Here is a 17,635-nt window from a genome sequence, read left to right as displayed (position 1 = left end):
TGACAGAGGCTCTGACCTGCAAGAACATGATCTGACGGTGATCTGACACAAGTTGCAGACGCAACAACAGTCAGATCACCGTCAGACTCCCTCGTCAGAATCGTGTCTCTCCGCTGGTGGGAGTCAGGGGTGCGGCGCGGGCCCGGCAGATCTCTCCGAGGAGTTCGGAACGGAACCCACCCGGCCCCGCAGATCCACTCGTCGTACCCAGCAGGCCCCTGACGGACCCGCTCCGCACCAACCGGCGGCGCCCAGCCCGCCACCGCCAAAGGCGGGCAGGTCGATCTCCGGGTTACCTCCCCTGCGCCCGGCCCTCCTCACCACGATGACTCCCCAGCAATTCACCGATGCCGTTCAGTTTCTCGCCGACCTCATCGCCCTGAATTTCCCGCCCGACGGGTCCGTTCCCCATCAGGGAATAACTCCGGAAATTGAGACAATTTGACACCACCAATACGGCGAGCGAAAATCGCCGTCGCCGATCCGACGACATCACTCCACAGGACAGGACCGAGAGAAGCCGATGTCCCACACACTTCCCCTGCAACTGGCAGGGGAACACCACCCACACCGCAACCCTGCAACCGGCGACAGCCGGGGCGACGAATGACCACGCCGGACTCCGGCACCCTGTGGGCTTCAGCCATGCCGCAACCGACTGTCCGGGTGGCGCTTTCCCTCCGGGCCTCGACCGATGAAGAGAACCAGCCCTATTCCCTGGACGGGCAGGAAGCCGGGCTGAGGAAGTTCGTCGCGAGCCAGCCAGGCTGGACCATCGTCAAGATTTATCGCGACCGCAAGTCCGGTGCCACCATGGACCGCCCAGGGCTGCTCCAGGCAATATCGGATGCCCGAGCCCACCGCTACGACGTCCTTCTCGTCTACCGGGTCGACCGCATCGCCCGCTCGCTACGGGTTCTCTGCCAGATCGTCGACGAGCTCGACAAGACCGGCGTCACGTTCAGATCGGCCACCGAGCCGTTCGACACATCCACCCACATCGGGCGCATGCTGATGCAGATTCTGGGCATGTTCGCCGAGTTCGAACGCGCCGCGATGATCGACCGGATTCGCAAGGCGCTGCGCGCGAAGTCCGCCAAGGGTGGATGGCACGCCGGCAGGACGCCATACGGCTACACCGTGGACGAGAACAAGCTCTTCCTCGTCCCCGTACCCGATCAGGCGCTCGTCATCGAGGAAATCTTCCACCTGTACACCCGGCGCCGTCTCGGCAGCAAGGCGATCGCGAACCATCTCAACGAGAAGGGGCTGCGAACCCGCGACGGAGGACTCTGGTCCGACCGCTACATCACGACCCTGCTCCGGAACCGCGTCTACACCGGGGAGATCTACTACGACGGTTCCTGGCACCCAGCCCCGCACACACCTCTGGTCGACAGCGAGACGTTCGCCAAGGCCGCGAAGACCCTCGACGCCCGATCCAGAGATCACAGCTTGCGCGCTTCGAACCCCGCCGAGTACGAACTCACCGGCCGCGTCGTCTGCGACCGCTGCAACGCCGCCTACACCGGAGCCCTCGCGCACGGACGATCCCGCGAGTACCGCTACTACATCTGCCACAACCGGCAACGCTTCGGCAAGAGCCGCTGCGACAACGACCGGCTGCCCGCGGAGGCCCTCGAGGACGCCGTCCTCAACGCTCTCATCAGGACCTACAGCAACTCGACGATCTTCGACGCCGCCATCGCCGCCCACCAGACGAGAACGGCGGAACCCCAGAAAGACCACGGCGAACACCTCGCCCGGCTGGAAGGCCAGATCAACGCGATCCGCGGCAAGATCCGCAAGTACCAGACCGCGTTCGAGGCAGGCACCATGCCTGACGAGACCTGCGGAGAACGCATCCGGGAACTGGCGACGCAACTCGGCCAGGTCCAGGACGAACACGACAAGATCAAAATTGAGATGGTGGAGGAACCGCCCGATCCGGTGCCACTCGCGAAGATCGACGACATCCAGGATCTCATCTTGACCTTGCTGGCGGGAGCTCCAGCGAAAGAAGGCGGCAAACCCCTACGCAGGGCAGTCCTACACGCACTGATCGAAGAGATCCGTGTAAGATCGCGGTCGGACATCACGCCGACGTTCCGCATTCCCGACCAGGACATGGTTCGGGTTGTGCCAGATCCTGTGGGCAGGGGCGGGGTCGAACCGCCGACCTTCCGCTTTTCAGGCGGACGCTCGTACCGACTGAGCTACCTGCCCATGTCTTGCATGTGGTGCTCAAAAAACGCGGTCCCGACGGGATTCGAACCCGCGACCTCCGCCTTGACAGGGCGGCGTGAACTCCAGACTTCACCACGGGACCATGTTCATCTTCAGTTGTGTGCTGCCCATCCTAGAGGATCGGATGGCCTTGCTCCAAATGTCTTTTCCAGATCGCCTGAGCCGGTGCCCCGGACCTGCGACTGTCGAACTGGAGGTCATGCTACAGGACGCTGCGCCCCATCCGGCCGCTGGGGGACGGGAAGTTTTCACAGCCTGGTCGAGCACCTGGATCGAGGGGTCTGGGCGGCTGGACCGGGTCGGTTCGGCCGTGGGCAGGTGCCGGCACTGGCGGCGTGGGCGCCGGGGAGTCTGGCGACTGGCCCGCCCGGCTTCTTCTCTCGCAGGCATGGGCCCGAGGGAAACCTGGCCCCGGGTGGCTGACCACGAGATACGTCGGCCGCAGCCCCCGGACCGTTCCGCTGATCAGCCGACCGACGCCCCGGTCGGATCGCCTGAGTGCACAATTGGTTACGACACGGACGATTCCGATTTGGCGGCGGAAACGAGGGTCCCATGGCATCCGAGGCCTCTGATCATGATGGCCTCGGCAAGGGCCACGGGGTCCCCCCAGGTCCTGCGGGGCTCGGAGGACCTGGAGCACCCTCAGGACCAGCGTCGCAGCCGCAATCGGAGACATCCGGCGTCGTGGAAGCCACCGGCCACGTGGAGACCGGCTCCCCGGTGTCTCCAGCGACCGACGCCAAGGACGTCACAGCGCCTGCAGGAGAGGCGGCGCTGGTCCGGACGCCTCCGCTGGTCGTCAAAGAGGCCGTGCCGACCCAGGTGATCGAGGGCCCTCCGCCGCTCCCGCCGTCACCGGAAAGCTTCGTGGCCGCCACCGCTCGACCTCCCTCCGCGTTGTCATCGGCGGAGACCGCGGCGTCGTCGGTGGAAACCGCGGCCGCCGCCTCGTTGCCCGCGCAAGACGCGGAAGACGCCGCCTGCCCGTACCCGGGCCTGCGGGGATTCGACGAGATGAGTCAGCAGTGGTTCTTCGGGCGTGACCAGCTGGTCTCCGATCTCCTCGCCCAGGTCGAGTCGGCGGCGTCACGGCCTGGGCCGCTGGTGCTCGTGGGTGCTTCGGGGTCCGGGAAGTCGTCGTTGCTGCGTGCCGGGCTGTTGCCCGCTCTTGCCCGCGGGGCGGTGAGCGGCTCGGGTGAATGGCTGCGGCTGGTGATGACACCCGGCGAGCATCCGCTCGAGAACCTCGTCCAGCGAACCGTCGAGGCATTCGGGATGCCCGCGATAGCGCGCGTGCTTCGCGACGGCCTGCGGGGCGAGCCGGAGCGACTCGGACTGATCCTCGGCGAGCTTCTGGCCGGGCGAGCCGAGACCGACCGGTCGGCCGAGACCGACCGGTCAGTGGCTTCGGCAGGCTCCGGAGCAGCCGGAGGCGACACTACGGTCAGCACCGGCGGGCCGACGGCCGGATCCCGCACAGCTCGCACCGGCACAGCAGGACGCACAGCGGGCACGGCGGGCACGGCGGAATCGCAAGGAGCCCTGACGCGCCGGCCACGGATGGTCATCGCGGTCGACCAGTTCGAGGAGATCTTCACCCACTGCGACGACCATGCCGAGCGGGAGGCGTTCGTCCGGGCGTTGTGCGCGACGGCCATGGGGGATGTCGTCGTGGTGCTCGGCCTGCGGGCCGACTTCTACGGGCCGTGCGCCGCCTTCCCGGAGCTGGTGGAGGCGCTGCAGGTCAACCAGATCGTGGTCGGGCCGATGGCCGCCGACGACATCCGCGAGATCGTGGTGCGGCCAGCCCGTTCGGTGGGCCGCGAGGTCGAGCCGGCGCTCGTCGAGCTCGTCCTTCACGATCTTGGAGCCACCACGACGTCAGGGGCAGGGACAGGGACGAGCACGGGCACCGCCGCGAGAGCGAGTGCGGGCTTCGTCGCCGACCCGGGGTCGCTGCCGCTTCTCGCCCACGCCCTGCGCGCCACGTGGTTCGCCCATTTCGACGCGGGTGCGCACCCTGACGACAGTGCGTGCCTTGACGACAGTGCGCACCCCGACTCCGGTATGCACCCCGACTCCGGCGCGCACCCCTACGCCCCGGCACAGACCGGCGGCAGTACGCGCTCCGGCACCGGCGCACCGGCCGGTGCGGATTCGCTTACCGTCGCGGACTACCTGCGGGTGGGCGGGCTGACGGGAGCGATCGCGCAGACGGCCGAGGCCGCCTACGCCCGGTTGGACGCCGAGGCTCAGCAGGCGGTTCGTCCGCTGCTCATGCGCATGATCAGGGTTGGCGAGAACGGCGCGGACACCAGGCGGCGGGTCAGCCGCGCCACGCTGCTGGCGGAGGTTCCCTCCGCCGCGGCGGCGACCGTGCTGGACGTCCTCGTCGACGCCCGGCTGGTCGAGGCGGACGCCGAGGGTGAGCGCGACAGCCTGCAGATCGCGCATGAGGCACTGCTGCGATCGTGGCCGCGGCTGCGTGAGTGGCTCGACATGGACCGCACCGGCGCGGTGGCGTCGCAGCAGCTCAGTGACGCCGCGGAGGTGTGGGAGCGCAACGGGCGGGATCCGTCCTACCTGTTCGCCGGCAGCCGTCTCGCCGCGGCGCGCGAGTGGGTCGGTGAGCTGGCACAGGTCGGTGACCTGGCACAGGCGGCGGTCGGTGAGCTGGCAAAGGCGGGGGTCGGCGGCGGCCGGGTGCTGTCCGAGGCGGCGAGACGGTTCTTCGACGAGAGTGTGCGTGCGGAGGCCGAACGGCAGCGGGCGGCTGCCCGGCGGGCGCGGCGACTGCGCCAGCTCGTCGCCGCGCTGGCGGTGTTGCTGCTGGTGGCCGGGGCGCTGGCCGGTGTCACCTACGACCAGGGTGTCTCCTCGGCGCGGGAGCGGGACCGGGCGCTGTCGCAGCGCATCGCAGCCCAGGCGGATGCGGCGCGCCGGGACAATCCGGCGCTGGCCGCGCAGCTCGCCCTGGTCGCGCTGCGCACCGCGGACACCCCGGAGGCACGGGGGGCGGTGCTGTCGGCGTTCAACGGGGGCGCCGGTGTGCCCAGTCGCTATCTGGCGCACACGAAGTCGGCGGGCACGGTCGCCTACAGCGCGGACGGCTCACTGATCGCGACGGGCAGTGACGACTGGACGGCCGCGATCTGGGATGCCCGCGATCCGCGCCGGACCACGCCGCTGGCGCGGATCCCGGACGAACGGGGCGGGGGGCACGGTCGGGCGGTGAAGGCGGTGGCCTTCAACCGGGACGGAACGGTGCTCGCGACCGGCGGTGCCGACGGCCTGACCAAGCTGTGGGACATCTCCGGCATCTCCGACCGCACGTCCCTCCCCGACCGGACGTCCCTCTCCGACCACGCGGCGCCGAAGCTGCTGACGACGCTGGAGAAGGCTGACACCGAGGTGTACGCCCTGGCGTTCAGCCCGACGTCCGATCAGCTCGCGGTCGGTGGGTACGGGAACACCGCCTACCTGTTCGACGTCGCCGACCCGCGCCGTCCGGTGAAGGCCGGCGAGCTGTTCCTGCACAGGGCGCCGATCATGGCGGTCGAGTATGGCCCGGACGGGCGGTATCTGGCCGCCGGGGACAGGGGCGGCTCGGCGCTGGTCTGGTCGGTGGCTGATCCGGGAAACCCATTGCCCGTGGCGGCGCTGTTCGAGGACGGCGGCCCGAGCGAGGACCAGGCTGGCGCCGTCCGCGCGATCGCGTTCGCCGACGGAGGCCGCACCGTGTACACCGCCGGGCTGAGCGGCTACGTCCGCAAGTTCACCGGGGCCGATCCGATGCATCTGACGTACGCGAGTCGGGGCAGTTCCGGCACCGCCGGGCTGACGACGGTGGCGGCGGCACCGTCCGGCCCGTCCGGTTCACCCGGTTCACCCGGTTCGTCTGGTGGTCTGGTCGCCATCGCCGGCAACCGCTTCCTCGGCGTCTCGATCTATGACCTGGACGTCAGCGACGAGCGGCTGACGTTCCTGCAGGAGGGCCCGAACGTGTGGGATGTCGCGTTCAGCCCGGACGGCACCCGGCTGGCCTCGGTCTCGGCCGACGGTGCGCTGCGGGTCTGGGAGATGCCCGGCCCGGCCCTGATCGGGCGCAACGGCGGTCAGCAGGAACTGGCGGTCAGCCCCGCGACGGGTGTCGTCGCGGTGACCGCGGACGAGGCGGTCGAGCTGTGGGACGTCACCGACACGTACGCGCCGCGGCTGCTCAGCGCGGTGGCGGACGTCCTCGTGGATGACAACGATCTGACCGGCTCGGCGGCCTTCAGCCCGGACGGGCGTCTCCTCGCGGTCGGCACGATCTCGAATCTCGTCCTCTACGACATCACCGATCCGGGCCGGCCCAGGCGGCTCGCGGCGGTGGAGGGCCCGCCGGGCGGGTCGTCGCGGGTGCTGTTCAGCCCGGACGGACGGACCCTCGCCGTCGGCGGGTTCAGCACGAACCCGGGGGTCGGCTTCGAGTCCAGGGTGGAGACCTGGGATGTCACCGATCCGACCGGCCCACGGCGGCTCGCTTCCGTGGCCGGGCACCGTTCCGTCGTCCGCTTCCTGGATTTCTCGCCGGACGGCAGGTCGCTGGTGTCGGCCGCGGACCGGTCCGTGCGGATCTGGGACGTGTCGGACCCGCGGCGGCTGCGGCCGCGTTCGGAGCTGCCCGAGTTCCCCGGCGGGGTGTGGGAGGTCCGTTTCGCTCCGGACGGGCGGAGCCTCGCCGTCGGCGCCGCCGGGCCGTTCGCGACGACGTGGGACGTCACCGACCCGGCCAGGCCCCGGCAGCTCGCGGATCTGCCCGGGCACACGATCGGTGTGCTCACCGTGGCGTATAGCCCGGATGGGCGGTACCTGGTCACCGGGAGCAACGACAACACGGTCCGGGTGTGGGATGTGACCGACCGGGATGATCCGAAGCTGGTCGAGAAGCTGGCCCGGTCGGCCGGTGACCAGGCCGGAGTCGTCGCGATCGCGTTCACCCGGGACGGCCAGCGCCTCGTGGGCGCCGTCGCCACCGAGCCCGGGGTCGTATGGGACCTGGACGTCGACCGCGTCGGGAACCGGATCTGCGAGCGGGCCGGCGTGGGCATCACGGAGGCGGAATGGCGGCAGTTCGTACCCGATCTCCCCTACGATCCGCCTTGTGACTGATCGTCGCCACACGGGTTGATCTGGTGGTTCCGTGATCCTCGATCGCGCCCGGGTCGAGGCCGCGCTGCCGGGCTACGAGCTGTTCGGTGTGCTCGGGTCGGGTGGGTTCGGGATGGTGATCGAGGCCCGGCACATCCGGCTGGACCGGCGCACGGCGGTCAAGGTCCTCGCCCTGCCGGCCGTCGCTCCGGCGGAGGCGCGGCTGCTCGCCCGGCTGCGTCATCCGCACATCGTGGAGATCTTCGACTATGTCGAGGACGACGGGCTCGGCCTGCTCGTCATGGAGCTGTGCGACGGTGGGACCCTGCGGTCCCGCGCCGCCGGCGGGCTTCCGATCGCCGAGGTCGTCGGGTACGGCCTGGCGATCGCGGCGGCCCTGGACACGGCCCACCTCCAGCGGGTGATCCACCGCGACATCAAGCCGGACAACGTTCTTTTCACCGCCGAGGGCACGTTGAAGGTCACCGATTTCGGGGTCGCGAAAATGGCCGCGACCACCGCGGGTGACGGCGGACCCAACACGATCGTCGGTACCCCGGCGTACATGGCGCCGGAACAGTTCACCGGGGCGCGCCTGAGCCCCGCCACGGACCTGTACGCGCTCGGTGTCGTCCTCCACGAGTTGCTGACCGGACGGACTCCGCCGGTGGCGTGGCCGGCCGGCTTCGCACCCACACCCCCCGGCCGCGCCAGGGCGCCGAAGCCCGACAGGGGCATGCTGCCTCCCGCGATCGGCAGCGTCGTCCGGCACGCGCTCGAACCCGAGCCGACAGCCCGGCCCGGCAGCGCGCTGGACCTCGCCCTGGCCCTCGCCCACGCGGCCGCCCGCGACCTCGGGCCGGGCTGGCTGACCGCCTGCACCTCGCCCCTGCACATTCCGGATGTCGTCCGTAGCATGGCGGCGTCCGCGCCACCCGCGACGCGGTTCCCGGCAGCGCCCGCGCCCATACCCTCGGCTCCAGCTCCAGCTCCGGCTCCGGTTCGGGTTCCAGTCCCACGGACGGACACGGTGCACCGGGCCGGCGGCCGACTACGCCGCTGGGTGGGCCGACGGACCGCCGGGGCGGGCACACCGAGCCGGGGAATCGTCCACCTGAGCGTGGACAGCCCGCTGGGGCTGGCCACCGGCGGCGAAGGCCTGTTGTACGTCTCGCAGCCGCTCGCGCACCGCGTGCTGCGCATCGACCCCGCGGCCAGCCCCGTGGCCGGCCCCGCAGCCAGCCCCGCGACCGGCCCCGATGGCGCTCCCACCGTCGTCGCCGTCGTCGCCGGTTCGGGAAAGGCGGGGCTGGGCGGCGACGGAGGGCCTGCCACCGCGGCCGATCTGGACAGCCCGGCCGGCCTCGCGCTCGCCCCCGACGGATCGCTGCTGATCGCGGACTCCTTCAACGACCGTATCCGCCGTGTGCGACCCGACGGGACGATCATCACGGTGGCGACCTCCGTGCCGCTGCGACGTCCGCGGGCCGTCACCGTCGCCGCGGACGGCACGCTGCTGGTCGCGGACACCGACGGGCACCGCGTCTGGCGAATCGACCTGGACGGGTCCGCCCACGTGGTCGCGGGTACCGGCTCTGCCGGTTTCTCCGGTGACGGCGGGCCGGCGGAGCGGGCGGCGATCGGCCGGCCCGTCGCACTGGCGACGGATTCCCACGGACGTCTGCTCATCGCCGTCCCGGAGCACCGGCGGGTCCGCCGGGTCGGGCTGGACGGGCGGGTCGAGACGATCGCCGGCACCGGCTACGGGGGACGTCCCGCGGCCGACGGCGGCATCGCGACCAGCACCGACATGGGGACGCCGACGGGTCTCGCGCTCTCCCCCGACGGCACCTTCTACGTGGCCGACCCGTCCGGGGAGCGGGTCCTGGCGGTCCGACCGGACGGAGTCGTCGCCGTGATCGCGTCGCGGCCCGGGGTGGTGCCCGTCGGGGATCCGAGGCAGGTCGCCGTCGGTGCGGACGGCACGCTGTACATCGCCCAGCCTGGCCGCAACCGCGTCACGGTCGTCACCCCGGCGCAGTTGCCTCAGCTCTGACACCGACCACCTGCGCGGCCCCACCCGGAGCCGAAGCCGAAGCTCGAAAGATCTGAGGATTCTGGTCGCCGCAACGACCACGATCCTCAGGTTCTGCTCGGCAGCGGCGGCGGAGCCGGCACGCTCGGGAGCACACAGCCACACCCGGGACCACAGTGGTCCGTATTCCGCCCGGCCAAGGACCGGAGCAAGATGGGCGCGTGGGGGATTCCGTAACCAGAAGTGACGACTTAATTGCAATGACGGCAGATCGCTGCGCTCATCACGAAGCCGTTCGTGGGCCTGGTTTCCAGGCCGTCTCCGTACGCACACGGGCGATCCGGGTTCCCGGCACCGCGCGGGCACTCCTGGGCGAAGACAGCGGCCCATGAGCGGCTCGGCGACGTCGATCCTGGCCAACGCCGCCACGACTGCCGCGTACCTGGCGATCTGCCTGTCGATCGCCCGCGGCCTGTGGCGCTCCGGCCAGTGGCGCAACAACCCGTTGGGCCTGGCGACGGCCGCCATCTTCTTCACCTGCGCGATCGGGCACGGGTCGCACATCTTCCACAATCCGCACGCGAGCGGTCACCCCACGCACAGCGCCTCGGACGGCTCGGGTGCCGCCTTCGACCCGAGCCTGATCGACGTCCAGTTCCTCACCACCGGGTGGGACGTCCTCACCGCCACGGTGGGCATCTGGTACTGGACGTTGCGCGGGCGCTTTCCCGCGCTGGTCCGCGGCACCGCACTGTTCGAGGATCTACGGATTCGTGAGGCCACGCAGCGGACACTGCGCGAGAGCGAGGAGCGCTACCGCGAGATCGTCGAAACCACGACCGACGGCGTCGTCCTCCTCGACTCGCACGGGGCCATCACCTACTGCAACCCACAGTTCGCCGCGCTGGTCGGCCAGATCTGGCCGGGAACCCCCTTCGTCAACCTGGTTTCCGATCTCGACCGGGACGAGATCCAGTGCGCGTTGGAGGTCGTGCGCTCCGGCGCCCCCCGCCGGCTCGAGGTCGGGCTGCGCCACCCCGACGCGCGCAAGGTCTGCGCCCAGGTGGCGCTCACCGCGCGGATCGGCCCGACCGGTGCCCTCGACGGAACGCTGGCGATCGTCACCGACATCACCGAGCAGAAGAACATCGAGGCCCAGCTGCGCCAGGCGCAGCGGCTGGACGCCCTCGGCCAGCTCGCCGGCGGCATCGCGCACGACTTCAACAACCTGCTCACCGTCATCGACGGGTACGCGACGCTCATCCTGGCCCGCACCGATCTCGACGAGGGCGTCCTGCGGGATCTCGCCGCCGTCCGCGAGGCGTCGGGGCGCGCGGCCGGGCTGACCAGCCAGCTGCTCGCCTTCTCCCGGACGAGTGACGTCCGGCCGGGGCCGGTCGATCTCAACGACCTGGTCCGCGGGCTGGAGGGCATGCTGCGCCGGCTCATCCGCGAGGACATCGAGCTCATGGTGATGCCCGCCCACCGGGCGGCGATGGTCCGCATAGATCGCGGAAAGCTCGAACAGGTGCTGGTCAACCTGGTCGTCAACAGCCGCGACGCGATGCCGGAGGGCGGCCGGCTGTTCATCCGGGTCGACATCGCCGACGACACGACGCCGGAGCTGGGCGTCTCCGTCCTGCGCGGAGCACTGGCCCGCCCGTTCGTCCGCCTCACCGTCGCCGACACCGGGCACGGCATGACGGATGACGTCCGCGCCCGGATCTTCGAGCCCTTCTACACGACGAAGGCGCTGGGGCGGGGCACCGGGCTGGGGCTCGCCACCGTCTACGGCATCGTGCGCCAGGCGGAGGGCAACGTCGAGGTCGACTCCGTCCCCGGTCTGGGCGCGACCTTCCGCGTCGACCTGCCCGCGCTCGCGGACTCCGGCCCCACCGGCTCCGGCCTCGGCCGGCCCACCGGGGCCACCGGGGCTTCCGAGAGCGCCAGGCTCGCCGGAAACGCAGGGCTCACCGGAAACGCAGGGCCCGCCGGAAACGCAGGGCCCGCCGGAAACGCAGGGCCCGCCGGAAACGCCGACGCACCCGCGCCCCTCGCCGACGACCGCCCCACCACGGCCGGAAGCCGCCGATACGCGGACGACCACCGCGGGGCGGGCAGTTCGTCCCCTCTGGCGGCGCCCGTATCGGGATTCGCCGGGCAGGAATGCTGGCCCCGTCGCGAAGGTGGCTGGCCGGCGCGGGGATCCGCGACCATCCTGCTCGCCGAGGACGACGACGCCGTGCGCAACCTCGCCGAACGGGTGCTGCGCGCCGCCGGCTACCTCGTGGTCTCCGCCGCCGACGGCCGCACCGCGATCGATCTCGCTCGCGGGCTGACGTCCATCGACCTCCTGCTCACCGACGTCATCCTCCCCGGCCGCAACGGCCGACAGCTCGCCGAGGAACTGATCAGGATGTTCCCGGGCCTGCCGGTGGTTTTCACCTCCGCCTACAGCCGCGGGATGCTCACCGAGGGCGGTACCTCCCTCGACTACGCCTACCTCCCCAAACCGTTCACGCCGGCGGCGCTGACGGAGGCGATCCGGAACGCGCTCGGCGCCCGGTGGCCAGGTCTCCCAGATGGCGCGGAGTTTCCGGGCATCCCAGGCATCCCGGGCGGTCCGGGTAGCTTAGGCGGCCCGGGTGCCCCAGGTAGCCCAGGTGGTCACGGCCGCGCCGGCGCCGCGGGCCTCCCCGCCGCGCGGACCCCGTCCGCCCGCCTGTCCGGGACCTCGGCCGGCCGCCATCGGGAAAGACGCCTCCGGCGCGGCCCATGACCGAAAAGCCCTCCCGTGCCGGAGCCGGCCCGGCGGAGCATTCCCGCACTCGTCCACAGGGCGGTCGTTTCCGCCCGCGGACCGCACCGGAGACGTGAAAATGGAAGGGTGACCAACGGGAGCGCACTGACGCGCGCAGCCGTGTCGAACTTCCAGCCGAGCAGCCATGCCTTCGCCTTCACGAACGCGTTTCCCCGCCAGCCGGTGCTGCGGGTCCCCGTACCGGGCCTGGGCTCGATCCCGATCGGCGACGCCAGCCGGGGCCTGTGCGGCGGGATGATCTACGCCGTCCGGGACATGTTCGAGTTCGGCGTCGCGCCCCCGGCGGTGGCGACGCCACCCGACCCGGACAGTCCGCTGTACCGCTACATCGTGCGCCGGCTCTTCGACAGCTTCGACGGCCCGCGCGGGGTGCTGCGCTACTACCGCCTCATGAGCTCAGCCGACGCCGACACCGACCTCGTCCGCGGCTGGCTGCGGCTGCCCGGCGCCACCTCGGCCAGCGTGGCCAGGGAGTGGCCGCACATCCGGCACGACCTGGACCGCGGGCTGCTGAGCCCGCTCGGCATCATCACCACCCGCTCGGCCGACCCGATGCGGCTCGGGCTCAACCACCAGGTCCTCGCCTACGCCTACGAGCAGCGCGGGCGGCGCGTCACCCTGCGGGTGTACGACCCGAACACGCCACGGTGGCAGTCCGACGACGTGACGCTCTCCTTCGACGTCCTGAGCGCCGTGCCCGACACCGCGCCGCGCGCCCACCTGTCGCCGCGCACCGGCATTTCACCGCGCACGCCCCTTCCGCCGGTTCCGCCGGCCGGGATCGAGCACACGATCGCGATCGGCGGGCGGCCGGTACGCGCCTTCTTCCGCTCCCGCTACCGCCGGACGGACCCGCGGCCCGCCCTCACCTGGCCCCGGGATGTCGGGCGCGCTCCCCGGTTCCGCTGACGGGCTGGCCGGCCCCGCCCAGCCTCCGTACATCTGGGCGGGGCCGGCGACGATCTGACGTGGTGGGCGTTTGTCGACGGTGCGGCGGATCCCCTATGCTTGCTCTGTTCTGATGCCGGGCACCGCGGCGGATCCTCGCCTCGGCACCGGCCGGCTGCCCCCATCGTCTAGTGGCCCAGGACGCCGCCCTTTCAAGGCGGTAGCACGGGTTCGAATCCCGTTGGGGGTACTCGATCACCAGCCAAACCCTCGGATTACCAGGGGGTCTGGCCTCACTGGGCCTCCTTGGGCCATCCGGCCCCGGCCGTGCCCGGATGACACCGGCGGACTCTGACAGGCCGCGCCAGAACTGGCGCCGAGATCCGCCGGATGCCCTACGTGGTGTGAGTCCCTCCCCTCGGCTGTCGACCGTCCGTTCAGCCAGGAGCTCCTGACGATGCAGGGTTCACCGGAACCCCGGTGCGATCACGCCACGTCCGGAACACTGCCAACCGATCCCGAGGATGCAACCCACCACACCGTGGAGACCAGAAAAGGACCACACACGGACCATCCGATCAAGATACGGGACTGCCGCCAGGCCAAACCCACCGAAACCTCGACCGACAGCGATCTTCACACACCCCGAATCTGTGGCCATCCTCACAGAGCTACCGGAATTTTTCGAGACCGCGTAGCCGGCGACATCCCGGACATGTGGGTTTCATAGATTTTCGCAGGTGACGACGTCGCCGGTACAGTTGGCCAGACGTGTCACCCCAGAAGCGGGCTCGGGTGCGCCTTCGAATATCAGGAATTGCTTCGATCGTTCCGCGATGGGCTCGCTATAGTAGAAGTATGGTCGCCCTCGGATTTCCCACCTCGCCGGGCCGTCCGCCGTAGCCGGCCGCGAACACCGAGTCTTCACAGGCCATCGCATCCTGAACGCCTAACGGAATCCGGCTCACGCTGCGGCGGCCCCGCGCCGTAGAAGTCGGCACCGCTCGAGGTTTCACACCCAGCTTCCCTCCCGATGCCTGGTGGGATCTTCCGGCCCGTCGTCATCCGCCGCCGAGAATCCTGTCGCGTGGACAAGCTACCAGGCAGGTATGCCTAGGAGACGGCATTGGTGATCACGCATTACGCTGCCACCCCGACCGTGAACGGCCGTGTCGACGCCGACCAACGCTCCAGAGCGGACGAGGCCACAGCCGACCGATCGTCGCGTGCTTCGCCCGAGCCGGCCGCCATCGACCCATCCGAGAGCCTCGCCGACATCCTGCGAATTGATGTCCTGGTGGCGGACCACGATCCGATATCGCGGCATGTACTCAGCAGGGTGGTGCGCAACGCGAGAGGTCAGGACAATACTCTCCGCCTGCTGGGCTGCGTCGACAGCTCGATACCGGTCAAGAGGTGGGAGAATCTAAGCGACGCCGACGTCGTCGTGTTGTCCACAGAACCACGAGACGACTCCGCCGAATTGATTTCCGAGATCACGGCGAGGGATATCTCCGTGCTGACCGTGTCCACCGAATGGGACGACGCAAGGCTGGCAGCAGCAGCTGCCGCAGGAGCGACTGGTTTTCTGGTCAAGGACGCCGAGATGAAAGGTCTTCCCGTCGCGGTACGTGCGGTCGGCGCCGGGTACACGTTGCTGTCGCCGAGCCTTGAAACAATGGTGCGACCGGCCGGGCTCTCGGCTGCGCCCGCCCGAGCCGGCAGCAGTGGCAGCCGCCGATCAGCGCTCACCGAGCGAGAACTCGAGGTCCTGAGCCTGCTCGCCCAGGGTATGTCGACCACCGAGACCGCGAGCGTGCTGCAGGTGTCTCCCGCCACGGTGAAGAGCCATGTCTCCCACGCGTTGCCGAAGCTCGGAGCGCGCAACCGACTCGAAGCGGTACTCAAGATCAGATCGCGTTGATCGTGTGATCTCCGTGGGCGGCAGGTCGCCGCCCACGTCAATCACGGCACCGGGACAGGTCAACGGGCGGCGACGTGGCGGCCCAGGAGCTCCACCAGGTCGAGGGTCCGATGCGAGAAGCCTGTCTCGTTGTCGTACCAACCGACAACCTTGACGAGCGACCCCGCGTCGTCGACGTCGCTGACCATCGTCAGGGCGGCGTCGAAAGTACAGGAAGCCGCTGTTCCGACGATGTCGGCCGACACGAGTGGATCTTCGGTGTAGACCAGAAGGTCCGCCAGATCACCGCTCGCCGCCTTCTGGAACGCCAGGTTCACGTCGCTGACCGTCACCTGGGTCGCCACCTCAACGGTCAGGTCGACGACGGAACCGTCGATCACCGGTACCCGCATGGACAGGCCGTCGATCTTGCCTGCGAGGGCGGGCAGCACCTTTCCGATCGCCTTGGCGGCGCCGGTGGTGGTGGGGATGATGTTCACGGCGGCGGCCCGGGCCCGGCGGTAGTCACGGTGCGGCAGGTCCTGCAGGCGCTGGTCGGAGGTGTAGGCATGGGCGGTGTTCATCAGGCCGCGCCGGACGCCGAAGGCGTCGTGCAACGTCTTCGCCAACAGCGCCGCGCAGTTCGTGGTACACGATGCGTTGGAAACGACGTGGTGGCGTTCGTGCAGTACGTGTTCGTTCACCCCCAACACGACCGTGGCGTCCTCGTTGGTCGCGGGTGCTGCGATCACGACCCGCGACGCGCCGGCTTTGAGGTGCGCCGCGGCGGCCGTCGCGTCCGTGAACACTCCGGTCGACTCGACGACCAGGTCCACCCCGAACTCGCGCCAGGGCAGCGCCGCCGGGTCGCGTTCCTGGACCACCGAGATTCGACGCCCGGCGACCACCAGATCGCCGTCGTCCACGACGACCTTCTCGGCGAGCCGGCCATGGGTCGAATCGTAGGTGAACAGGTGAGCGAGCAGCTCTGGCCGCTCGAGGTCGTTGACGGCCACTATGTCCACGCCAGGGCGGTCCAGCGCGATCCGGGTGACGGTTCGACCGATCCGACCGAACCCGTTCACCGCTACCCGAACACTCATCTCGTACTCCTGTTCTCGTTGCTCTCGGCACGACGGTCAGGGAGCCACGGCGACGTGCTGACGCCGGGCGGTCAGGGCCAGCACGGAACCGAGGAGGAATGCGATGGAAGCGATCACTGCCGACAGGTGCAGGCCGGCCGTCGGTGAGGACGACGTCGCCATCAACGTCCCGAACAGCGCCACGCCCACGGCGTTGCCGATCTGCCGTGCCACGTTGAACACGGCGGAGGCGGTGCCGGCCCGATCCGCGGGCACGCTCTCGATGACCGCGGCAGTTGCGGCTGGCACCGTCATCGGAGTCGCCAGGCCGGTCGCGACCAGGGCGAACAGCAACGCTGGGTAGGGGCTGTCCGGTCCGGCCGCCAGCCAGCCCAGGAAGCCCGCCGAGCCGAGGGCCAGGGCGGCCGCCATGGGCCAGTACGGGCCGTACCGGGCGGTGAGCCGACCCGACAACGGTGCCGCCACCAGCGCCATGCACACCGATGGCAACAGCAACAGGCCGGTGGCCAGCGCGTCGTACCCTCGTTGTTCCTGAAAGTACAAAGTGCTCAGATACAGAATCCCGTAGTAGCCGAGGTTGAGAAGGACTCCGATCACCGCGGTCGCGCTGAATCCGAGGTTACGGAACAACAACAGCGGCAGCATCGGCGGCCGGGCGGTCAGGCCGCTGCGGAACCTCATGTCCAGTCGGTACTCGGCCGCGACGAGGGCCGCGAGGCCGGCGGCACCGACCAGGAATCCGAGCAACACGGTCGGAGACGTCCAACCGGACGAGGCCGCCTGGTTGAGCGCGCCCGCGATGCCCGTGAGTCCGACGACGGCGCACACCTGCCCGATCGGGTCCATCCGGCGGGTCCGGTCGCTGGCGGCTGGTCGCGGCACATACCGCGTCGTCAACGGGAGCGCGAGCGCCACGACGGGAACGTTGATCCAGAAGACGGCGCGCCAGCTGAGCCCGGCCACGAGGAACCCACCCACGACCGGCCCGGCGGCGAACGCCACGCCCGCGACGGCGGCCCAGAGTCCCAGCGCGCGGGCCTTGGCGGACCGCTGCGGATAAGCGCCGGCGAGCAGGGCGAGCGAGGTCGGTACCAGCAGGGCCGCGCCGGCGCCCTGCGACATCCGGCCGGCGATCAGCACGCCGGTGGTCCCCGCGAGCGCGCACAGCGCCGAGGCGGCGGCGAACAGTGTGAGGCCAGCCATGAAGACCCGGCGGTGACCGAGCCGCTCCCCGAGACCGCCGCCGAGCAACAGCAGGGCGGCGAAGACGGTGCTGTATCCGTCCACGACCCATTGCAGGCCGGTTGGCCCGGCTCCGAGCGACTGCCGTACCTCGGGCACCGCCACGGTCACGACGGTGACGTCAAGCATCACCAGGAAGTAGCCCAGACTCAGGACCACGAGCGGACCCAGCGCCAGTGGCGTGGCTGCCGGGGCGGAGGCCGGCACTCGCGGCAGCGCGGTGTCTACGGCGTTCATGGCCTCAGTGTCAGCGAGAAAAG

At 70.2% G+C, this 17,635-nt stretch carries 7 protein-coding genes, 3 tRNA genes and 1 pseudogene; 7 read left to right on the top strand and 4 right to left on the bottom strand.

The annotated features are described in order from the left end of the window. Nucleotides 1-606: 606 nt before the first annotated feature. Nucleotides 607-1,605 (top strand): annotated as a pseudogene (locus AWX74_RS42430) (recombinase family protein); the annotation flags it as partial. Between the two features lie 547 nt (nt 1,606-2,152). On the opposite strand, the gene AWX74_RS07285 reads toward AWX74_RS42430, so the two are convergent. Further along, nucleotides 2,153-2,226 (bottom strand) — tRNA-Phe (locus tag AWX74_RS07285). Between the two features lie 28 nt (nt 2,227-2,254). Continuing rightward, a tRNA-Asp gene (locus AWX74_RS07280) sits at nt 2,255-2,329 on the bottom strand. 641 nt (nt 2,330-2,970) lie between these two features. Here AWX74_RS07280 and AWX74_RS07275 point away from each other — a divergent pair. The 6 genes from AWX74_RS07275 to AWX74_RS40655 all read left to right on the top strand — a co-directional run bounded on the left by AWX74_RS07275 (nt 2,971) and on the right by AWX74_RS40655 (nt 15,051). Beyond that, nucleotides 2,971-7,404, top strand: coding sequence for an NACHT and WD repeat domain-containing protein (locus AWX74_RS07275; RefSeq protein WP_242666119.1), 4,434 nt, complete (start codon nt 2,971-2,973; stop codon nt 7,402-7,404). A 31-nt stretch (nt 7,405-7,435) separates the two neighbouring features. Further along, on the top strand, nt 7,436-9,439 hold the full coding sequence (locus AWX74_RS07270) for a serine/threonine-protein kinase (RefSeq protein WP_242666118.1): 2,004 nt from the start codon (nt 7,436-7,438) through the stop codon (nt 9,437-9,439). Between the two features lie 367 nt (nt 9,440-9,806). Further along, nucleotides 9,807-12,197 carry an ATP-binding protein gene (locus AWX74_RS07265; RefSeq protein ID WP_091273052.1) on the top strand — a complete coding sequence of 797 codons (2,391 nt, stop codon included), beginning with the start codon at nt 9,807-9,809 and terminating at the stop codon, nt 12,195-12,197. 108 nt (nt 12,198-12,305) lie between these two features. Continuing rightward, nucleotides 12,306-13,148 carry a hypothetical protein gene (locus AWX74_RS07260; RefSeq protein WP_091273049.1) on the top strand — a complete coding sequence of 281 codons (843 nt, stop codon included), beginning with the start codon at nt 12,306-12,308 and terminating at the stop codon, nt 13,146-13,148. Between the two features lie 156 nt (nt 13,149-13,304). Beyond that, nucleotides 13,305-13,377, top strand: a tRNA-Glu gene (locus AWX74_RS07255). Between the two features lie 879 nt (nt 13,378-14,256). Further along, nucleotides 14,257-15,051, top strand: coding sequence for a response regulator transcription factor (locus AWX74_RS40655; RefSeq protein ID WP_091273046.1), 795 nt, complete (start codon nt 14,257-14,259; stop codon nt 15,049-15,051). A gap of 59 nt (nt 15,052-15,110) precedes the next feature. Here AWX74_RS40655 and gap read toward each other — a convergent pair whose 3' ends face one another. Together gap and AWX74_RS07240 are read right to left on the bottom strand one after the other, a co-directional pair. Then, nucleotides 15,111-16,133, bottom strand: a complete 1,023-nt coding sequence (gene gap / locus AWX74_RS07245) for a type I glyceraldehyde-3-phosphate dehydrogenase (RefSeq protein WP_091273043.1) — start codon at nt 16,131-16,133, stop codon at nt 15,111-15,113. A gap of 36 nt (nt 16,134-16,169) precedes the next feature. Beyond that, the gene (locus tag AWX74_RS07240; RefSeq protein WP_091273041.1) at nt 16,170-17,612 is read right to left on the bottom strand and encodes an MFS transporter; all 1,443 of its coding nucleotides are present in this window, start codon (nt 17,610-17,612) and stop codon (nt 16,170-16,172) included. Nucleotides 17,613-17,635 lie beyond the last annotated feature (23 nt).

Origin of the sequence: Parafrankia irregularis (genome assembly GCF_001536285.1) — a bacterium.
GTDB lineage: Bacteria > Actinomycetota > Actinomycetes > Frankiales > Frankiaceae > Parafrankia > Parafrankia irregularis.
The sequence above is the reverse complement of the archived record's forward strand: the minus strand, read 5'-3'. Positions and strand labels throughout refer to the sequence as shown.

What these genes read in the sequence shown, in the direction of transcription:
- AWX74_RS07265 (WP_091273052.1), top strand. Translation starts at nt 9,807, where the DNA reads ATGAGCGGCTCGGCGACGTCGATCCTGGCCAACGCCGCCACGACTGCC.
- gap (WP_091273043.1), bottom strand. Translation starts at nt 16,133, where the DNA reads ATGAGTGTTCGGGTAGCGGTGAACGGGTTCGGTCGGATCGGTCGAACC.
- AWX74_RS07240 (WP_091273041.1), bottom strand. Translation starts at nt 17,612, where the DNA reads ATGAACGCCGTAGACACCGCGCTGCCGCGAGTGCCGGCCTCCGCCCCG.